Raw genomic sequence first — 17,771 nt, forward strand, 5'->3', positions numbered from 1 at the left:
GCCGAATACGGTGGCTTTGGACTCGTCCTGCGGGGTTTCGAATGCTTTCGAACCTCTCCTTGAGGTGCGTCTGCACATCGAAAATCGCCCTGTTGTAATAGTGCGGAGCAATTTCACGGGTAAACAGTTCAAGAATTTCCGCCGCTTCGAACGAACCCAGGTCCAACTCGAAGCGATCTTCCATGAACCGCTGGATCTTGCGATTGGCCTCGCTCTCCTGCTCGGGAGTGAGGGTCAGGATCGGCGGTTTGGACTTCTTGACAGCCATTTACCAGCGACCGTCCCACGCGGCGAAGTTCTGCAGCAACTGCAGGCCATGGGTATGGCTTTTCTCCGGATGGAACTGCACGGCAAAACGCGAGCCGTCGGCCAGCGCTGCAGCGAAATCGACACCGTAGTGACCGCTCCCCACCACCTGACGCGCATTGGCGGCGGCGATGTAGTAGCTGTGTACGAAGTAGAAACGCGCCATGTCCGGAATGTCATGCCACAGCGGATGATTCACCGTCTGCTTCACTTCGTTCCAGCCCATGTGCGGCACTTTCAGGTGTTCGCCATCTTCCTGCAGGCCCTTGCCGAAGAACTTCACCTGGCCGGGGAACAGGCCGATGCAATCGACACCGTCGTTTTCTTCGCTGGTGTCGAGCAAGGCTTGCATGCCTACGCAAATGCCCAGGAACGGACGATCCTGGCTGACTTCACGCACCAGCGAGTCGAAGCCCAGGCGACGAATCTCGGCCATGCAATCGCGAATCGCGCCGACACCGGGGAATACCACCCGGTCGGCTTCGCGAATCACGTTGGCATCGCTGGTGATCAGGACCTTGCCGGCGCCGACATGCTCGAGGGCCTTGGCCACCGAGTGCAGGTTGCCCATGCCGTAATCGATAACCGCGACTGTCTGCATTACAGAACGCCCTTGGTGGATGGCATTTGCCCGGCCATGCGGTCATCGAGCTCGACGGCCATGCGCAGCGCGCGACCGAAAGCCTTGAACACGGTTTCGATCTGGTGGTGGGTGTTGTGGCCACGCAGGTTATCGATGTGCAGGGTGACGTTGGCGTGGTTGACGAAGCCCTGGAAGAACTCCTGGAACAGGTCAACGTCGAAGCCGCCGACAGTGGCGCGGGTGTACGGAACATGCATTTGCAGGCCAGGGCGGCCGGAGAAATCGATGACCACGCGCGACAGCGCTTCATCGAGCGGCACGTAGGCATGGCCATAGCGGCGGATGCCTTTTTTGTCGCCGATGGCCTGGGTAAAGGCCTGGCCGAGGGTGATACCGACGTCTTCCACGGTGTGGTGGTCATCGATATGCAGGTCGCCCTTGCTGACAATATCCAGGTCGATCAACCCGTGACGGGCGATCTGGTCCAGCATGTGCTCAAGAAAAGGAACACCGATATCGAATCGGGCCTTTCCGGTGCCATCGAGGTTGATCGAGGCTTTGATCTGGGTTTCCAGAGTGTCGCGCTCGACAGACGCCTTACGTTCGGCCATCACCAGCTCCGCAAAATCATTGGGCGAAAAAGGCAGCCATTATAGGGGTGCGGGCGGGAAACAGAAACACGAGACGTGATATGGCTGACGGACAGAACCCCGTGCGGCCGGGGATAGACATGTCCATACAAGCTATTTCGGACACCCCAAAACAACTGTAGGAGCGAGCCTGCTCGCGATGAGGCCCAAACATTCAACATCTTTGTCGACTGTCAGGCCGCTATCGCGAACATGCTCGCTCCTACAGGGGAGCGCGTTTTACTTAATGGAACAGCACCGCCGTTTTCTGCAGGGTCACCCACACGCCCCACGCCAGCGGAATGCCCACCACGAGCCAGGCGGCGATCGCCAGCGGCTTGGTGCCCGGCGCGGCTTTCCACTCCAGTACGGTGCTGCTGTCAGTGCCTTTGTCATGGCCCAGCGCCTGTTCGGCGGCCAGTTCGGCGTCGCTCATGAAGTACTTGTCCGCCACCGGGCGCACCAGCAGGTTGCACAGGAAACCCAGCACCAGCAGGCCGGCGAGGATGTACAGGGTGATGTCGTATGCCGCCGCACGTTCGACGCCAATGCTCAGCTGATACTCACGCAGATAGTTCACCAGCACCGGACCGAGCACACCGGCGGCAGCCCATGCCGTCAGCAGGCGACCGTGAATCGCACCGACCATTTGCGTGCCGAACAGGTCCGCCAGATACGCCGGGACAGTCGCGAAACCACCGCCGTACATCGACAGGATGATGCAGAACGCGGCCACGAACAGCGCGATATTGCCCAGGTGCCCCATGTTCGGGATCAACGCATACAGGGCAAAGCCCAGGGCGAAGAAAACGAAGTAAGTGTTTTTGCGACCCAGGTAATCCGAGAACGATGCCCAGAAGAAACGGCCACCGATGTTGAACAGGCTCAGCAAACCGGTGAAGCCGGCGGCGATCGCGGCGATCGAGGCCAGTTGCGAAGCGTCCAGTTGACCGAACGCCAGGTCATTGCCCAAAAGCTTGCCGCCGAACACCTCCTGCAACAGCGGCGAAGCCATGCCGAGAATGCCGATACCCGCCGATACGTTCAGGCACAGCACCAGCCACACCAGACGGAACTGAGGGGTTTTCCAGGCCACGTTCACATGGACGTGACGGTGAGTGATCATCGCGTTGGAAGCTTTTTTCGCCGGTGCGGTCCAGCCTTCCGGTTTCCAGCCCGTTGGTGGCACGCGGTAGGACAGGGCACCGCCGATCATGAACACGAAGTAGATCGCAGCCATCACGAGGAAGCTTTGCCAAACGCCGACGCTGGTTGGCGAAGCGAAATGACTCATCAACGCTGCCGCCAGCGGTGCACCGACCATCGCGCCACCACCGAAACCCATGATGGCCATGCCCGTGGCCATGCCACGCTTGTCCGGGAACCACTTGATCAGGGTCGACACCGGCGAGATGTAACCCAGCCCCAGGCCGATACCACCAATGACACCCGAACCGATCCACATCAGCCAGATCTGGTGGGTGTAGACACCCAGCGCTGAGATCAGCAGGCCGCCGCACCAGCACAGTGCCGACACCACACCCGCCTTGCGCGGGCCGGCATGTTCAAGCCAGCCACCCCAGATAGCGGCCGAGCAGCCCAGAAAAATGAAAAACAGGGTGTAGATCCAGCCGAGCATCGAGATCGGCCAATCGCATTGCGAAGAGAAGACTTGAGCGATGAAGCTCATGTCCGGCGCGCAAGCCACCGGGGCGGTGATGCCCAATGCCTTGGACAGCGGCAGCCAGAACACCGAAAAACCGTAGGCCATGCCGATGCAGAGGTGGATGGCCAGGGCGGCCGGTGGCACCAACCAGCGGTTGAAACCGGGTTTGGCGATAATGCGCTCCTTTGACAGGAACGAGGGCTGGTCGGCATAGCCGTCCGCCGCGATACTCGTGGTCATTGTTTATCCCCCAATTGTTGGAATGATTCGTCGACCAGCCCTCTCCCTCAGCCTTGATGCACGCAGGCATGACTGTCTTTTGCAGGGAAATGCTTTGTTTTGGTGCGACATCAAGTCGCAGAAGTGCCGACGAACGGGCGAAGGTTACCATTTGCACGTGACAGAAAAACCAAACTGATATCACGTTTTTCGATGTTGTCTGATCTCCTATCTCTGAAGGATGCCCTCCATGCCCATCGTTGTTGAACGACTGAACGAAGCCACCGCTCAGGATCAGCAGGATCTGCACAAGATCTATCAGGACGCCCCCCAATGGCTGTTTTCACCCTTTACAGATGCGCCCCAGCTGATTGAAGCCTGCCTGTTGGAGAGCACAATGGTTGCAGGGCGTTTCAATGATCGACTGCTGGGCGCGGCGCGCCTGCAACGGCGGGCGGATGCCTGGCTCCTGTCTCATCTGTGCGTGCGCAAAGTGACCCGACGTCGTGGTGTCGCCGAGCGGTTGGTGCGAGAGGCTCAGGCCATGGCCCTGCAATCCGGTGCCACCCTGCGCCTGCTGGCTCCTGCCGGGCACCTGGAGGCTCAAGCATTGGCGGCCAGATTGAACGTGCCCCTGGATGTTCTGTCGGAGTGATCGCCGACCGGTCGTCCGTTTCGGGACGCTATACTCCTCGGCTAAATTTCGAATTCGACTCAAAAAGGACTCGCCCATGAAAGCGTTCGGCAAAATCCTGGGTCTGGTACTTCTCGGATTGTTGCTGATCATTGTGGCGGCGGGCTTTGCCCTGACCCACCTCTTCGATCCCAACGACTACAAAGACGAGATCCGCCAGATTGCCCGCGACAAGGCCCATATCGAGCTCACGCTCAATGGCGATATCGGCTGGAGCCTGTTCCCGTGGCTGGGCCTGGAATTGCACGACGCCGCCGTGGCGACCCTGGCCAAACCCGCCGAGCCCTTCGCCGACCTGCAGATGCTGGGCTTGTCGGTCCGCGTACTGCCGCTGCTGCGCCGGGAAGTGCAGATGAGTGACGTACGCGTCGAAGGCCTGAACCTGCGCCTGAACCGCGACAAGGACGGCCACGGCAACTGGCAAGACATTGGCAAGGTGCCGGCGCCGGCCACCTTGAGCACCGCCGGCACACCGCCCGCCACCGGCGGCGAACCCGAGCCACAAACCACCGCCCAGGCCGAAAAACCGGCCCAGCCGATGCGCCTGGACATTGATAGCCTGACCGTCAACAACGCTCGCGTTGAATACAGCGACGAGAAAACCGGTCGGCAATTCAGCGCCGAAAGCATTCAACTGAGCACCGGCCCGGTGCATGACTCCACCAATATCCCGGTCAAGCTCACTGCATTCCTGGGCACGAACCAGCCGATTCTGCGGGTTCGTACCGAACTCAACGGCGAGCTACGCTACGAACGCGCCTTGCAACGCTACAAGTTCGAAGACATGAGGTTGTCCGGCGAAGTCGCCGGCGATCCGCTGCAAGGCAAGACAGTAACCTTCGCTGCCCAAGGGCAATTGCTGCTGGACAAGGCGGCCAACATCGCCGAGTGGACCGGTATCAAGATCTCGGCCAACCAGCTGCGCGCATTGGGCGAACTGAAGGTCAACGACCTCGACAAGACGCCGCAAGTCAGCGGCGGGCTGTCAATTGCCCAATTCGATCTGGCGAAATTCGTCGACAGCATCGGCCAGCAACTGCCGGCCATGGCCGAAGGCAGCCTGAGCAACGTCGAACTGGCCACCCGCCTGGCGGGTACGCCGACCAGCCTCACGCTGGACGACATCAACCTGAAAGTCGACGAGAGCACTTTCAGCGGTCGCATCGCCATCGAGGACTTCGCCAAACAATCCCTGCGCGCCACCCTCAAGGCAGACACCTTCAATGTCGACCGCTACCTGCCGCCCAAGTCGGCCGAAGCCAGCAGCACCACGAAAGTGCGACAGGCCGAAGTCGCCAGCACCGAAGCCGATGCCATGGCGGGTGCCGGCAGCACACCGTTGCCGCCGGCACCGACCAAGGAAGCCTGGAGCAACGAACGCCTGTTCCCGGTGGAGCGCTTGAGCAAACTGGATGTGGACGCCGACCTGACCTTCGGCCAATTGACCCTGGAAAAACTGCCGATCAAAAACGCCGTTCTCAAGGCCACCGGCCAAGGCGGTCTGTTGTCGCTGGCCAACCTGCGCGGCGACCTCTACGAAGGCAGCTTCGACGCCAAGGGCACCCTCGATGTGCGCCAGCAAACACCTGCGCTGAACATGCAGACGCAGATCAGCCGAGTGCCGGTTGAAAAAATCCTCGAAAGCCAGGGCAAGAATCCGCCGGTCAAAGGCCTGGTCACGCTCAACAGCACCCTGACCGGCAGCGGCAACAGCCAGAAAGCGTTGATCGAAACCCTGAATGGCAACGCCAGTTTTGTCATCAATAACGGTGTGCTGCTCAATGCCAATCTTGAACAGCAGCTGTGCAAAGGCATCGCCACGCTCAATCGCAAAACCCTGAGCGGCGAACCACGTGGCAAGGACACGCCCTTCCAGGAACTCAAGGGCAACCTGAGTTTGCGTAACGGCGTGGCCAGCAACCCGGATCTGAAGGTGCGCATCCCCGGCTTGACCGTCAATGGCGACGGCGATGTCGATCTGCGAGTGCTGGGCATGGACTACCGCGTCGGCATCATCGTCGAAGGCGACAAGAGCGATATGCCGGACCCGGCCTGCCAGGTGGGCGAGAAATTCGTCGGCATCGAGTGGCCATTGCGCTGCCGTGGCCCGCTGGAGCTGGGCGCCAAGGCCTGCCGAGTGGATAACGAACGCATGGGTCAGGTCGCCAGCAAACTGGCTGGCGAACGGATCGGTGAAAAAATCGACGAGAAGCTGGGCGACAAGGTCAGTCCCGAACTCAAAGACGCACTCAAGGGGCTGTTCAAGCGATGAGAGCCGAGCAGTTTTCAACGGCGGTGCTGGACTGGTTCGACCGCCACGGCCGCCACGATTTGCCCTGGCAGCAGGACATCAACCCGTATCGGGTCTGGGTGTCGGAAATCATGTTGCAACAGACCCAGGTCAGCACGGTACTGAACTACTTCGACCGCTTCATGGCGTCGCTGCCGACGGTCCAGGCCCTGGCCGCAGCGCCTGAAGACGAAGTGCTGCACCTGTGGACGGGCCTGGGGTACTACACCCGCGCCCGCAATCTGCAGAAAACCGCGAAGATTGTTGTCGAGCAGTACGGTGGCGAGTTTCCAAGGGACGTGGAAAAGCTCACCGACTTGCCCGGGATCGGCCTGTCCACCGCCGGTGCCATTGCCAGCATCAGCATGGGGCTGCGTGCACCGATCCTCGACGGCAACGTCAAACGGGTGCTGGCGCGCTTTACCGCGCAAGAGGGCTACCCCGGCGAGCCGAAGGTCGCCAAACAGCTCTGGGCGACCGCTGAGCGCTTTACGCCACATGATCGGGTCAACGCCTACACCCAGGCGATGATGGATCTGGGCGCCACGCTGTGTACCCGCAGCAAACCAAGCTGCCTGCTCTGCCCGCTGGAAAAGGGCTGCGAAGCGCACATGCTTGGCCTGGAAACCCGCTACCCGATTCCCAAGCCGCGCAAAGCCATCCCGCAGAAACGCACGCTGATGCCGATGCTGGCCAACGACGAAGGCGCGATCCTGCTTTATCGGCGCCCGTCCACGGGCCTGTGGGGCGGCCTGTGGAGCCTGCCGGAACTCGACGACCTCGAAGACCTGCAACATCTGGCAGCGCAGCACTCGCTGGAACTGGGCAGCCAACAGGCTCTGCCCGGCCTGGTCCACACCTTCAGTCATTTCCAGCTGTCCATCGAACCCTGGCTGGTCCAGGTCCAGGCGTCCGGTCACCACGTGGCCGAAGCCGACTGGCTCTGGTATAACCTCGCCACCCCGCCGCGCCTGGGCCTCGCCGCCCCGGTCAAGACCTTGCTCGAACGCGCGGCCGTCGTATTGAACGCAGGAGAGTTGTCATGACCCGCACCGTGATGTGCCGCAAGTACAAAGAAGAACTGCCAGGCCTGGAGCGCCCACCGTATCCGGGCGCCAAGGGCCAGGACATTTTCGAACACGTCTCGGCCAAGGCCTGGGCTGACTGGCAGAAACACCAGACCCTGCTGATCAACGAAAAACGCCTGAACATGATGAACGGTGAAGATCGCAAATATCTTCAGGGCGAGATGGACAAGTACTTCTCCGGCGAGGAATACGCCAAGGCTGAAGGCTACGTGCCGCCGTCGGAATAACCCCGATTTACCGGGGTCGGAACGTAAGCGACGGTAATAATTAAAATTTTTTTGAAAACTTGCTTGACGACCCCCTGAAAAACCCGTTTAATGCGCCCCGTTGCCCAGATAGCTCAGTCGGTAGAGCAGGGGATTGAAAATCCCCGTGTCGGCGGTTCGATTCCGTCTCTGGGCACCACTAATTAATTTCAGGTGGTGTCTAAACCATCTGAAAGCCCCAAGAAACCCGCCTAGTGCGGGTTTTTTGTTGCCTATGATTTTCGAACGTCCCACGGTCCAAACAGGGGCGCAATGGATGGCCTATCCGTTCGGTCGAGAACAGCCCTCTCCGGAACGGACGCAGCGTCAGACGAAAATCGCTTTCCGCCCTTCAACCCAGGACGCAACTGGAGAACCCTGCTCACACAGGATTCGCCAGCCTATTGCCGTGCATCCGAGCGATTACGCCTTGGTGTTAATGATCTCGCCGGTTATCTGCCCATTACCATTCACAGTGCCGGACGTCGGTGCTGCCGGGGTTACGGGTTGATGATGCTGCTTTTGCATCAAGCGCTGTGCCTGACGATCCCCATGCGCCGCCTCTTTAGCGGTTTGCGCGGCAGTCTCAGTCGCTTCTTTCAGTGCCGCTGCGACATTGCTGGCGGTTGTGGCGCTGGTCGTGGCCGGATTCGCTTTCGCCTGGGGCTGACTTTGGGCAGAAGTTTGCCCGTTGATGATCACTGGATTTGAAGCTGATACGGCGCCGATGGACATCGATACCTCCTGATTGAGTGGATTACCCGTACGTCTTTACGTCATTGCGATTACGTCAACGCTCTCCATCAAGTCCCTGCTCTCAGGACTGCCTTACATGCCCTCCCCTGTATCAACCTGTGACAGCGCCCAAAAATAGGCGCCCAGTTGTCTGGCCCCTGTCGGAGAAACGTGAAAGGTTCGTGGTTTGGGAGACGAGAATGTCGAGCTGATCGGGGATGGCCGTGTAGGCGTATAGGGAGGGACTAATGAATCAGCAACGGATGGAGCCGTTATACCGGGCGCGGCAGGAAGGGCAGTTACCTGCCGCGTACGGCCTCAGGCAAGGAACGCGAAGCGCTCCTCTGGGCAAGGATGAGCATGACGAGGACTGGGGGGATGTGACGATATAGATATTCGCCAGGCATCGCGCCCCCAGCTTGCGCTACAGACAACAAGCCTCTTCCTCTTCTTCCTCCGGGACTTGATCCGTAACGATTACCCGCACATGCGCGCCGTGCTCGCCTTCCATGCGCAACCCGAAGTATTGAGCATCGTGGGCGTCCCAAAATGCCTCTATCTGCTCCATGGGCGCGTTTTCCAGCAGCACCTCGGCGCTATGTTCCAGGATGATCGAGTAACGTCTTTCAATGTTCATAAAAATAGGGGAGCTCGCAGCAGCGGGATGAGGAGGCAAATTGTGCCAAGGCATTGATACCATTATGCCTTCTCGCCAGTTTCCAGACCGTAACCGCTGATCGCCTCGAAGAGATTTGCAAACACGCCGACCCGAAATTTCAGGCGTCGAATCGGCACCATACAGTCTCGCCAAGCTCGATGAGCTGGAGCTGCTCGAAAAAGCCGCGATCCTTTAACAGGCATCGCGGCTTTTTTTGTTTCAGCTCTTGAGCGTCAGATCGCTCAATAAGCCATCGACCAACTCAGCGTATAAGTCCGTCCACGCCCCTGGTAGTCATAGAGGTAAGCCGGGCCATAGGTCGGCGAGTAGAACAGCGTTGCGCGCTGCCCCCAGACGGTGCTGTATTCCTTGTCCAGCAGGTTCTGGATACCGGCGCTGAACGTGCCGAAGCCGGTGTCGCGGCTGCCCAACAAATCGAACGTCGTGTAGCCGCTGATTTTGTGGTCTGCGTCGTCCTCCAGGGTAAAGGCGTGGTTGCCCTGCAGGCGTGCACTGCTGCGCTCTCCCCTCCAGCCGACAAAGGCCGTGGACTTCGACAGCGAGGCGTATCGCGCATCGCGCTTGATCCAGTCACCGTCGGCGCCCTCTTCCTCCGAACGCACCAGGTGCAGGGTGCTGCCCACTTCCCAGCCGCTCTGGAAATGCCGGGTCAGCGCACCTTCAAATCCGTAATCACGGCTCTTCTGGTCGATTACGTCAATCGTAAGCGTGGCGCTGTCGGTGGTGATGACCTTGTCCGACCAGATGTAATACAGCGCCGCCTGCGCGTCCCAGTCGCTGTCTGCGTAGCGCCAGCCGGTTTCCACCTGACGGCTCTTGATGCCCGCCAGCGGGTTGTCCGCGACGCTGAGGCCAGGCTTGCCATAAAACTTCGCCGGGTCGGGCAGATCGAAACCCTCACCGTAGTTGATCCACACTTGATGCCCGTTCTTGAAGTCGTAAATGGTGCCCAGGTTGTAGAGGTTGACCGCGTAGTCGTTGCTGCCGCCGGCGACGCCTTTGAAGTCGCCGACGTCGACGTCCATTTGCTGGCGCCGTGCGCCACCGGAGACGGTCAGGTTGTCGGTCGCGTACCAGTCGAGCTGGCCATAGCCGGAAAGCCCGTCGACGCGGTAAGACGGATAACGTGGCGCCTTGCTGACGGTATCCAGATCCAGGCCGCCGCTGGCCGAAGAAATGCGCTCATCGAAGGTGCTCTGCTCGGCATTAAAGCGCTCGCGGTCAAGATCCACGCCGTAGGTGAACTTGAAGGTTTGCCACTGCTTGGCGAACAACGCCTTGAGGCTGCTGACTTCAAAGTTCTGTTGCGAAGCGGCGAAGTAGACACCTTTGGCGCCAACAGGCTTTGCAGTGTTGTAGTAAGGGAACGGATAGAAGTTGTCGTCCTCCTTGCGGTAAGACGCTTGCAGGTAAAAGTCCTGCCCCAGCACATCGCTGTGATGGTAATTGGCATTGAGCAGCAGGCGTTCGGTGCGAGGATCGAGGTCGGTCGAATAACCGTCGCGCAGTTCGGCATCCTCCAGGTTCGACGGCTTCTGGTAATTCAGATGGGGAAAGTAGATACCGGTATCGCCGGTGTTACCGGAGTCGTAATACTGCGCCAGCAAGTCCAGGCTCTGCTCGTCATTGAACTGCATGCCCAGGCTGCCCATCACGTCGATGGTGCGGTTGTACTGCAGGTCGGTCTGAGTGTTGTCGATGAAGATCTGGTCGCCGTTGCCATCATAGAACGCCTGATTCTGCTCGCCGGATATACCCAGGCGACCACTGATGCGCTCATTGCCTCCGCTGACCGACTGCGCGATACGCGTGCTCAGGTCATCGCTGTTGTTGAAACCACTGCTGGCACCCAGCTGTGTTTCAAATTGCGCCGGGCCTGGCGTACCTTTTTTGGTGACGATGTTGATGATGCCGCCGGTGGCGCCACCGCCATAGATGGCATTGGCTCCGGACAGCACCTCGACCCGCTCGACGTTGAAGGGCGAAATGCTGTCGAACTGTCGCGACAAGCCACGGGAGCTGTTCTGGCTGACGCCATCGATCATCACCAGCACGTTGCGTCCGCGCATATTCTGGCCGTAGTTGGTGCGCCCCTCAGGCGCAAGGTCCAGGCCCGGCACCAACTTGCCGATGGCTTCCTTGAGGCTGACGCCGGTTTGCAGTTGCTCGCGCAGTTGCGTCTGGTCGACCACCCACACGGTGCCGGGAATCTCGCTGATAGCGGTGCTGGTACGCGAAGCGACGCTGACTTCAATCGGTTTGAGGGTCATGGCCGCCGGTGCCTTGGTACGGCGCAGAATGACCGTACGCGCGTCGCTGAACTCCCAGTTCATGCCACTGCCGGCCAACAGCGTCTGCAAGGCCTGGGCGACAGTGAATTGCCCTCGCAGGGCATCGGCCTGCAAGCCCTCGACATCAGCGGTGGTGTACAGCAGACGCAGGTCCGCCTGGTCGGCAAAAGCGGTCAGGGACTGATCCAGCGACTGAGTCGGCAACGACAACGACACCTGGCGCTCCCGGGCATCGACCGCTTGGGTCGCGTCCGTCTGTGCGTGTACCAGCGCCGGCCCCAGTAGACCTGCCATGATTGCCTGGGCCAACAGCGCCAGGCGAACCCTGTGTTTGCCGTGGTTGCTGCGCGCCTGTGCCGACTGCTTGAACATACCTTTCACGTCTTTCTTCCCGCCCAAGTGAATGCGTCAATGAGAATGAGTTTCTTCTCAGTCTCACTACGACGATTCGGCGGAAAGGAACTTGCAGTGCGTTCGTGAAATTATTTTCAGGTCAGTGCAAAACCGCGAGCCATGGCAGGTAAGTGACCTTCAGCGGATAGCGTTGCTCCAGGGTCTTGAGCGAGCCCTGAGGGTCGTTGAGCTCGAATACACCACTGACCGGCAGCGCCGCCAGCTCCCGATCGGAGATGAGGATACGACCGTGCTGATAGCGCTCCAGCTCACCGATTACTTCTGCGAGTGGGCGTCCGTTGAAAATCAGCTTGCCACGCTGCCAGGCGGTCAGACTGGCAGCGTCAACCTTCTGCTGGGCAAGCAACGGCTGGCCCGGCTGAAACTCCAGACGCTGGTCTGCCTGTACCAGCATCGGTTGATGCCCCCCTATGAGCTGCACCTGACCGGCACTCACCACCAGCGTCAGGGCGTCACCGTCACGACGCACACTGAACACGCCGTTGCCGGCCTGCAATTGCTCCTCGCCGCTGCGCACCACGAACGGTCGCGCTTCGGCGACCGGCTCAAACAACGCCTCGCCGGCGCGCAGGATGACGGTGCGCGCATCGGCGGAATAATTAACCGATACGGCACTGGAACTGTTGAGGATGATCTTGCTGCCATCGGCCAGCGTCACGCTCTGCTGCTGACCTACGCCGGTGTGATAATCAGAATCGAGCATCGGCCATTGTTGCCATCCAGCCAGGCTGGCCACCGCCAAAACCACCGAAGCGGCCAGTGCCGGCCACCAGGTTTTCGCGCGACTGGCAGCCGGTGGTGCAGTCTTGAACTGTTTGGCCGTAGGCGTATGCCCGAGCATCGCCCACAACGCCTGGGCCTCATCGGCCATCACTTGATGTTCGGCGCTCAGGGCGCGCCATTGCTCGTAGGCACGCTGATCGTCGGCGGTTGCCTTGCCCGAGTTGAGCAACACCACCCAATCCAGTGCAGTGTCTTCAAGGCTTTGCGAAAGATCGGTCATGGTGTCGTCGACGCCGGAATGGGGAAGATCACGCATGGTTGTTTTTCAACCAGTCGCGGCAGTGTCGCAAGGCCTGGCCGATGTACTTGGCCACCATGCTTTCAGAGACGCCCAGTTCAACGGCGATTTGCGCCTGGGTCAAGCCTTCCAGGCGATTGAGCAGCAAGGCCTGTCGCGCATTGGGCGATAACTGTTGCAGGGCATCATCGAGAATCCCCAGGCGCTCCTTGGCCAGAAACACGGCTTCCGGTGGCGGCGCCGGATCGACCGCTTCGGCATATTCCGGGCTTTCCCCGACACTGGCACCAAGCCGTTGCTCGCGCCGCAAGGTGTCGATCGCCAGGTTACCGGCGACCCGAAAAATAAAACTGCGGTCGTTGAGCACCGCCACCGACTCATCGACATTCAACAGCTTCAGATAGGTTTCCTGCGCTACGTCGGCGGCTCGCTGGCGGTCGCTCATACGGCGGGTGAGAAAGCTCAGCAAATCATCGTAGTGTTCTTGAAAACTCAGCAACAGGCTGGGCGTTGGCGGCATCGAGAGGCGAGTCCGGGGAGATTTTATCGAGCCAATGGGATCCTTTCACGGGCGTTAATGAGAAACAGTATCTTTCATTGCACGTTGTACTTTCAACGCTGCGATCAGTCCCACACTTCATGACGCCCCGAAAAAGCCCCGAATCGCATCATTCAGGGCTCGTTTTCGTTTTTTGGTATCTAACTGGCAGAGTTCCAATGGAACACCAGTGAACGGGCCGCGCCGCTGCCAATGTCGGCCACATCGCGCCTTACCTCACCATTACGCGTGGCAACAACGGTGTATTTACCGGCTGGCAGTTTCACATAGACCAGCGGGCCGGCGTCGTTGAGCGTCAACACGGTTTGCCCCTGGGCTTTCTGAATGACCACAGTCACATCGGGGATGTACTCATTCCCCGTCCCTACGGAGAAGGTCATGTGCAGGTTATAGCCAGTGGTTTGCTGAATGGCCTTCGACTCATCCTGGCCGATACCGCCTGACAGATAGGCGATGCCGTTCTGTTCCTGCTGCTGTACCTGCACGCCAGAGTTGTCGACAGGCTCAAGATTCGCAGCAGGCAATACGGCAGGAAACATCAGAGCCGTGGCTGCGGCGATGGGCAGCATAAGTGAATGGATGTACTTCATGATGGCGACTCCCGGGCTCTACAGAACCCAATCGTTACATCCATTGGATTTGCGGCCGGAGGAAGGGGTTTTAGATCGATTGGGACTTGGCATGAGTACGAAACGTACTACGCCAGCGCTCGCCGCTGGCACATGAACGAATGCCGACGGATTGTTCATAAACGACATGAAGACTATCGTTGGCTGCTACCCGCAAAGGTCCGATGCCGATGAATTTGCAGGACACTCCATCGCTGGCTGCCACCCAAATCGAGTTGCCGCGGACAACAGACGCGGTGGCCCAGCCCTTCAAACAGACTGCCGCGGATGGCTTCATCCTCGGCGGTTTCGCCTGGCGCCATACCCACCATGATGCCGCCCGCCCCGTCGTCATCATCAACGCCGCCACCTCGGTTCGCTGTCGACATTACGCTCGCTTTGCTGACTATCTGTTCGGCCACGGCTTCGATGTCATCACCTATGACTATCGCGGCATCGGCGAATCACGTCCGACATCGCTCAAAGGCTTTCAGGCCTCATGGACGGACTGGGGCGCGCTGGACTTCGAGGCGATGCTTCAGCGCGCGCAGCGCGAGTTTCCGAGGCAGCCCATCAATGTGGTCGGCCACAGCTTTGGCGGCTGTGCCGCGGGGCTGGGGGCGTCCGGGCATCTGGTCCGGCGCCTGGTAACCGTTGGCGCACAGTTCGCTTACTGGCGCGACTACGCGCCGGCCCATCGCTGGCGGATGTTCGCAAAATGGCATGTGCTGATGCCGCTGATCACGATGATATGCGGTTACTTTCCCGGCAAACGCCTGGGCTGGCTGGAAGATACGCCGGCCGGTGTGGTGCGTGACTGGAGTACACCCACCCCGCGCTACGAAAGGCGCCCCAGCGGCCGCCTGATCAACGCGCCCGTCGGTCAACTGCCTTTCGCCACCGTCACGGCTAAAACCCTGGCAATCAGCATCAGCGACGACCCCTACGGTACAATCCCGGCCATCGAGCGCTTGCTCGGCTACTTTACCGGCAGCACCAACACGCATCTGCGCATCGCCCCAGAAGACATCGCAGAAGAAGCCGTCGGACATTTCGCCTTTTTTCGCAGCGCATACCAAGCCACACTATGGCCCATTGCACTGCGCTGGCTGCAAAACGGCGAGCTGGCCCCCGGTACGCCCGGGCGGACCATCCCACGCAGTTGCCCTTTCAACGAATAACGGAACGACACCCATGGCCTCCGCCAACAAGCAGCAAAAACGCGCCTCCCGCGCCAAGGCCAAAGCCAAGCAGAACCGCACCCAGCGCGCGGCCGCGCCGGTCGAACTGGACCCGAACGACGATCGCATCGATTTCGAATCGGTGGACCTGACCGAACTGTTCAAGAAAATGATCGACGCCGAAAAAATCAGCCTGCAAGCCATGTGCACGGCCTTCCTCGAAGACCCGCTGCTGGAGCTGGTGTACGAGCAGGAAGGCGAAGAAGGCGCGATGGACTTCATCCTCGCCGCGCTGATCGAATACCGCCAATGGTCGGCTGAAACCGACGAGGCCGGCGCCCTGGCGTGGATTGAATCCCCAGCCTTCCAGGCTGCCTACGTGGCGGCGTCCGACGCTATCGCCGCGCAAAACCCACAGAAACCGAACTGAGTTCCCATGGCCTCCCTGAACAAACAACAGAAACGCGCCAAACGCGCAAAAGCCAAAGCCAAACAAATCCGCATGGTCGGCAGAAATCCTGCGAACCTGGACAATGACCCTGGCCACCTTGCCGAACCGATCCCGGAATACACCCTGGCGATGTTCAGCAAAATGCGTGACGCCGAAGCCGTCAGCCGCAGCGAAATGCTCTCGGTGCTGCTGACGAACCTCGCCTTTATCATCGTCGACCACCCCGAACTGCTGGACATGGAAAACGCCGACGACGAAGGCATGGCCGCCACCCACCTGGCCGCCGACATGCTGATCGATTACCGCATGTGGGCCGATGGCATGGACCGCGACGCCGCCCAGGCGTGGCTGAGCACCCCGCAGTTCATCGAGGACTTCAGTGCCGCGCTGGACGTCTACCGCGAGTCCCAGGACGCGCCGGAAGAAAAAGCCGAATAAGTCTCGCGACATAAACAAAAACGGCCGCATGTCATCCCTGACTGCGGCCGTTTTTATTGCACGGAAACGGGCCATTCCCTTACGTCAGCCACCGTGTATATCCCGTTGACATATCCCGCATGAAACCTATCCTTTGAATCCATGGCATCAACACCCATGCGGGAGGACAACATGGAGCAAACCACCCTTTTCATGAGCAATCGAAGCCAGGCCGTCCGCCTGCCCAAGGCTGTCGCCATGCCCGATGATGTAAAGCGCGTCGACGTCGTCGCCGTCGGCAGAGCCCGCATCATCACCCCCGCCGGCGAAGCCTGGGACAGCTGGTTCGATGGCGAAAGTGTTACCGCAGACTTTATGACGGAGCGCGAACAGCCTGCCGATCAGGAGCGCGAGTCGTTCTGATGATCAAATACATGCTCGATACCAACATCTGCATCTTCACCATCAAAAACAAACCACAAGTTGTACGAGAAGCCTTCAATCGGCATCACGGCCAGCTGAGCATCAGTGCCGTGACGCTGATGGAGTTGATTTACGGCGCGGAGAAATCGGCAGCCCCGGAAAGGAACCTGGCCGTCATCGAAGGCTTCGCCGCCCGCCTGGAAGTCCTGCCCTTCGACAATGACGCAGCTGCGCATACGGGAATGATTCGGTCCGAACTGGCAAAAGCCGGCACCCCGATAGGCCCTTACGACCAGATGATTGCCGGACACGCACGCTCACGCGGGTTTATCGTGGTGACCAACAATTTGCGAGAGTTTGAACGCGTTCCGGGGTTACGCGTAGAAGACTGGGTTCATGCCGAATGAACACACTGCAATCAGCACAAATAAAAACGGCCGCATGTCATCCCTGACTGCGGCCGTTTTGCATTACGCGGTGCGGATCAGTTCAGAACTGCCGCGCCACCGTTTTCCAGCTTGCGACGGCGTGCCACCAGCAGACCGGCTGCAACCACCAGGATGCTGAGCAGACCGGTTGCGATGATTTCCACGCGGTGGGCTTCCTGGAACAGCATGATGGTCAGGGCCGCGACGATGAAGGTGATCACCGCATAGGTCAGGCCCGGGAACAGCCACATGCTGAAGACGATTTTCTCACCGCGAGCCATACGCTGTTTGCGCATGCGCAGCTGCGAAATCGCGATCACCAGGTACACCAGCAGCGCGATGGCACCGGAGCTGGCCAGCAGGAATTCGAACACCGCAGCCGGGGCCACGTAGTTGGCGAATGTGCACAGGAACGCTGCAGCAGTGGACAGCATGACCGCCCAGTAAGGCGTGCCGGCCTTGTTGACACGGGTCGACATGGCCGGTGCATCACCGCGCTTGCCCAGGGAGAAGAGCATGCGCGACGAGGTGTAGAGCGCCGAGTTCAGGCAGCTGGTTACGGCAACCAGTACCACGATGTCGACGATCATCTTGGCGTTCGGGATGCCCATGCGCTCAAGCACAGTCTGGTAGGAACCGAGGCTGGCCAGGACCGGGTCGTTCCATGGCACCAGGGCCACGACGATGAAGATCGATACGAGGTAGAACAGGCCGATACGCCAGATCACCGAATTGGTGGCCTTGGAGATTTGCTTGCCAGGGTTCTTCGATTCCGCGGCCGCGATGGTCACGATCTCGGTACCCATGAAGGAGAACATGGTGGTCAGGATCGCGCCCAGTACCG

At 59.8% G+C, this 17,771-nt stretch carries 19 protein-coding genes, 1 tRNA gene and 1 pseudogene; 10 read left to right on the forward strand and 11 right to left on the reverse strand.

Features of this window, described 5'->3' with window-relative positions; genetic code table 11:
* From ACQKP2_RS27515 to ACQKP2_RS27530, 4 genes are all read right to left on the reverse strand, one after another.
* Positions 1–268, reverse strand: a 268-nt coding sequence (locus tag ACQKP2_RS27515; RefSeq protein ID WP_427581151.1) for a DUF2164 domain-containing protein, incomplete at its 3' end; no start/stop codon positions are given.
* Positions 269–907, reverse strand: coding sequence for an imidazole glycerol phosphate synthase subunit HisH (hisH, locus tag ACQKP2_RS27520; protein WP_427581153.1), 639 nt, complete (start codon positions 905–907; stop codon positions 269–271). It lies immediately after the preceding gene.
* Positions 907–1,500 (reverse strand): imidazoleglycerol-phosphate dehydratase HisB, encoded by a 594-nt coding sequence (gene hisB, locus ACQKP2_RS27525; RefSeq protein WP_024778052.1) that lies wholly within the window; start codon positions 1,498–1,500, stop codon positions 907–909. Before hisB ends, hisH begins: the two co-directional genes overlap by 1 nt.
* Before the next feature lie 262 nt (positions 1,501–1,762).
* Positions 1,763–3,424 (reverse strand): OFA family MFS transporter, encoded by a 1,662-nt coding sequence (locus ACQKP2_RS27530; RefSeq protein ID WP_427581155.1) that lies wholly within the window; start codon positions 3,422–3,424, stop codon positions 1,763–1,765.
* A 229-nt stretch (positions 3,425–3,653) separates the two neighbouring features.
* Here ACQKP2_RS27530 and ACQKP2_RS27535 point away from each other — a divergent pair, with 229 nt between their 5' ends.
* From ACQKP2_RS27535 to ACQKP2_RS27555, 5 genes are all read left to right on the forward strand, one after another.
* Positions 3,654–4,058 carry an acetyl-CoA sensor PanZ family protein gene (locus tag ACQKP2_RS27535; RefSeq protein ID WP_427581157.1) on the forward strand — a complete coding sequence of 135 codons (405 nt, stop codon included), beginning with the start codon at positions 3,654–3,656 and terminating at the stop codon, positions 4,056–4,058.
* 76 nt (positions 4,059–4,134) lie between these two features.
* On the forward strand, positions 4,135–6,369 hold the full coding sequence (locus ACQKP2_RS27540) for an AsmA family protein (RefSeq protein ID WP_427581159.1): 2,235 nt from the start codon (positions 4,135–4,137) through the stop codon (positions 6,367–6,369).
* A complete protein-coding gene (gene mutY / locus ACQKP2_RS27545; RefSeq protein WP_427581161.1) occupies positions 6,366–7,433 on the forward strand; it encodes an A/G-specific adenine glycosylase in 1,068 nt (355 codons plus the stop codon). The genes ACQKP2_RS27540 and mutY overlap by 4 nt, the downstream gene beginning before the upstream one ends.
* The gene (locus ACQKP2_RS27550) at positions 7,430–7,702 is read left to right on the forward strand and encodes an oxidative damage protection protein (RefSeq protein ID WP_427581163.1); all 273 of its coding nucleotides are present in this window, start codon (positions 7,430–7,432) and stop codon (positions 7,700–7,702) included. Before mutY ends, ACQKP2_RS27550 begins: the two co-directional genes overlap by 4 nt.
* A 102-nt stretch (positions 7,703–7,804) precedes the next feature.
* Positions 7,805–7,880 (forward strand) — tRNA-Phe (locus ACQKP2_RS27555).
* A gap of 263 nt (positions 7,881–8,143) precedes the next feature.
* Here ACQKP2_RS27555 and ACQKP2_RS27560 read toward each other — a convergent pair.
* The 6 genes and pseudogenes from ACQKP2_RS27560 to ACQKP2_RS27585 all read right to left on the reverse strand — a co-directional run bounded on the left by ACQKP2_RS27560 (position 8,144) and on the right by ACQKP2_RS27585 (position 14,009).
* Positions 8,144–8,455 (reverse strand): hypothetical protein, encoded by a 312-nt coding sequence (locus ACQKP2_RS27560; protein WP_427581165.1) that lies wholly within the window; start codon positions 8,453–8,455, stop codon positions 8,144–8,146.
* A 424-nt stretch (positions 8,456–8,879) separates the two neighbouring features.
* On the reverse strand, positions 8,880–9,092 hold the full coding sequence (locus ACQKP2_RS27565) for a hypothetical protein (protein ID WP_427581183.1): 213 nt from the start codon (positions 9,090–9,092) through the stop codon (positions 8,880–8,882).
* A 263-nt stretch (positions 9,093–9,355) separates the two neighbouring features.
* On the reverse strand, positions 9,356–11,797 hold the full coding sequence (locus ACQKP2_RS27570) for a TonB-dependent siderophore receptor (protein ID WP_427581185.1): 2,442 nt from the start codon (positions 11,795–11,797) through the stop codon (positions 9,356–9,358).
* Positions 11,798–11,918: 121 nt separating this feature from the next.
* Positions 11,919–12,878 carry a FecR family protein gene (locus ACQKP2_RS27575; RefSeq protein ID WP_427581167.1) on the reverse strand — a complete coding sequence of 320 codons (960 nt, stop codon included), beginning with the start codon at positions 12,876–12,878 and terminating at the stop codon, positions 11,919–11,921.
* A gap of 7 nt (positions 12,879–12,885) precedes the next feature.
* Positions 12,886–13,380 (reverse strand): annotated as a pseudogene (locus tag ACQKP2_RS27580) (RNA polymerase sigma factor); the annotation flags it as partial.
* 179 nt (positions 13,381–13,559) lie between these two features.
* Positions 13,560–14,009: a carboxypeptidase regulatory-like domain-containing protein gene (locus tag ACQKP2_RS27585; RefSeq protein WP_427581169.1), complete on the reverse strand. Its 450-nt coding sequence runs from the start codon at positions 14,007–14,009 to the stop codon at positions 13,560–13,562.
* A 209-nt stretch (positions 14,010–14,218) separates the two neighbouring features.
* On the opposite strand from ACQKP2_RS27585, the gene ACQKP2_RS27590 reads away from it, so the two are divergent.
* The 5 genes from ACQKP2_RS27590 (at position 14,219) to vapC (ending at position 16,906) form a co-directional block, all read left to right on the forward strand.
* Positions 14,219–15,208, forward strand: coding sequence for an alpha/beta hydrolase family protein (locus tag ACQKP2_RS27590; protein ID WP_427581171.1), 990 nt, complete (start codon positions 14,219–14,221; stop codon positions 15,206–15,208).
* A 13-nt stretch (positions 15,209–15,221) separates the two neighbouring features.
* On the forward strand, positions 15,222–15,638 hold the full coding sequence (locus ACQKP2_RS27595) for a hypothetical protein (protein ID WP_427581173.1): 417 nt from the start codon (positions 15,222–15,224) through the stop codon (positions 15,636–15,638).
* 6 nt (positions 15,639–15,644) lie between these two features.
* Positions 15,645–16,097, forward strand: coding sequence for a hypothetical protein (locus ACQKP2_RS27600; protein WP_427581175.1), 453 nt, complete (start codon positions 15,645–15,647; stop codon positions 16,095–16,097).
* Positions 16,098–16,268: 171 nt separating this feature from the next.
* On the forward strand, positions 16,269–16,499 hold the full coding sequence (vapB, locus tag ACQKP2_RS27605) for a type II toxin-antitoxin system VapB family antitoxin (protein WP_427581177.1): 231 nt from the start codon (positions 16,269–16,271) through the stop codon (positions 16,497–16,499).
* Positions 16,499–16,906 (forward strand): type II toxin-antitoxin system tRNA(fMet)-specific endonuclease VapC, encoded by a 408-nt coding sequence (gene vapC, locus ACQKP2_RS27610; RefSeq protein ID WP_427581179.1) that lies wholly within the window; start codon positions 16,499–16,501, stop codon positions 16,904–16,906. Before vapB ends, vapC begins: the two co-directional genes overlap by 1 nt.
* 77 nt (positions 16,907–16,983) lie before the next feature.
* Here vapC and ACQKP2_RS27615 read toward each other — a convergent pair.
* On the reverse strand, positions 16,984–17,771 hold a 788-nt coding region (locus ACQKP2_RS27615; RefSeq protein WP_427581181.1), incomplete at its 5' end, for an amino acid permease.

Source organism: Pseudomonas sp. NPDC089569, assembly GCF_050280625.1.
Classification (GTDB): domain Bacteria; phylum Pseudomonadota; class Gammaproteobacteria; order Pseudomonadales; family Pseudomonadaceae; genus Aquipseudomonas.

Coding starts and splice junctions, on each gene's coding strand:
- hisH (WP_427581153.1), bottom strand. CDS start 907: ATGCAGACAGTCGCGGTTATCGATTACGGCATGGGCAACCTGCACTCG.
- hisB (WP_024778052.1), bottom strand. CDS start 1,500: ATGGCCGAACGTAAGGCGTCTGTCGAGCGCGACACTCTGGAAACCCAG.
- ACQKP2_RS27530 (WP_427581155.1), bottom strand. CDS start 3,424: ATGACCACGAGTATCGCGGCGGACGGCTATGCCGACCAGCCCTCGTTC.
- ACQKP2_RS27535 (WP_427581157.1), top strand. CDS start 3,654: ATGCCCATCGTTGTTGAACGACTGAACGAAGCCACCGCTCAGGATCAG.
- ACQKP2_RS27540 (WP_427581159.1), top strand. CDS start 4,135: ATGAAAGCGTTCGGCAAAATCCTGGGTCTGGTACTTCTCGGATTGTTG.
- mutY (WP_427581161.1), top strand. CDS start 6,366: ATGAGAGCCGAGCAGTTTTCAACGGCGGTGCTGGACTGGTTCGACCGC.
- ACQKP2_RS27550 (WP_427581163.1), top strand. CDS start 7,430: ATGACCCGCACCGTGATGTGCCGCAAGTACAAAGAAGAACTGCCAGGC.
- ACQKP2_RS27560 (WP_427581165.1), bottom strand. CDS start 8,455: ATGTCCATCGGCGCCGTATCAGCTTCAAATCCAGTGATCATCAACGGG.
- ACQKP2_RS27565 (WP_427581183.1), bottom strand. CDS start 9,092: ATGAACATTGAAAGACGTTACTCGATCATCCTGGAACATAGCGCCGAG.
- ACQKP2_RS27570 (WP_427581185.1), bottom strand. CDS start 11,797: ATGTTCAAGCAGTCGGCACAGGCGCGCAGCAACCACGGCAAACACAGG.
- ACQKP2_RS27575 (WP_427581167.1), bottom strand. CDS start 12,878: ATGCGTGATCTTCCCCATTCCGGCGTCGACGACACCATGACCGATCTT.
- ACQKP2_RS27585 (WP_427581169.1), bottom strand. CDS start 14,009: ATGAAGTACATCCATTCACTTATGCTGCCCATCGCCGCAGCCACGGCT.
- ACQKP2_RS27590 (WP_427581171.1), top strand. CDS start 14,219: ATGAATTTGCAGGACACTCCATCGCTGGCTGCCACCCAAATCGAGTTG.
- ACQKP2_RS27595 (WP_427581173.1), top strand. CDS start 15,222: ATGGCCTCCGCCAACAAGCAGCAAAAACGCGCCTCCCGCGCCAAGGCC.
- ACQKP2_RS27600 (WP_427581175.1), top strand. CDS start 15,645: ATGGCCTCCCTGAACAAACAACAGAAACGCGCCAAACGCGCAAAAGCC.
- vapB (WP_427581177.1), top strand. CDS start 16,269: ATGGAGCAAACCACCCTTTTCATGAGCAATCGAAGCCAGGCCGTCCGC.
- vapC (WP_427581179.1), top strand. CDS start 16,499: ATGATCAAATACATGCTCGATACCAACATCTGCATCTTCACCATCAAA.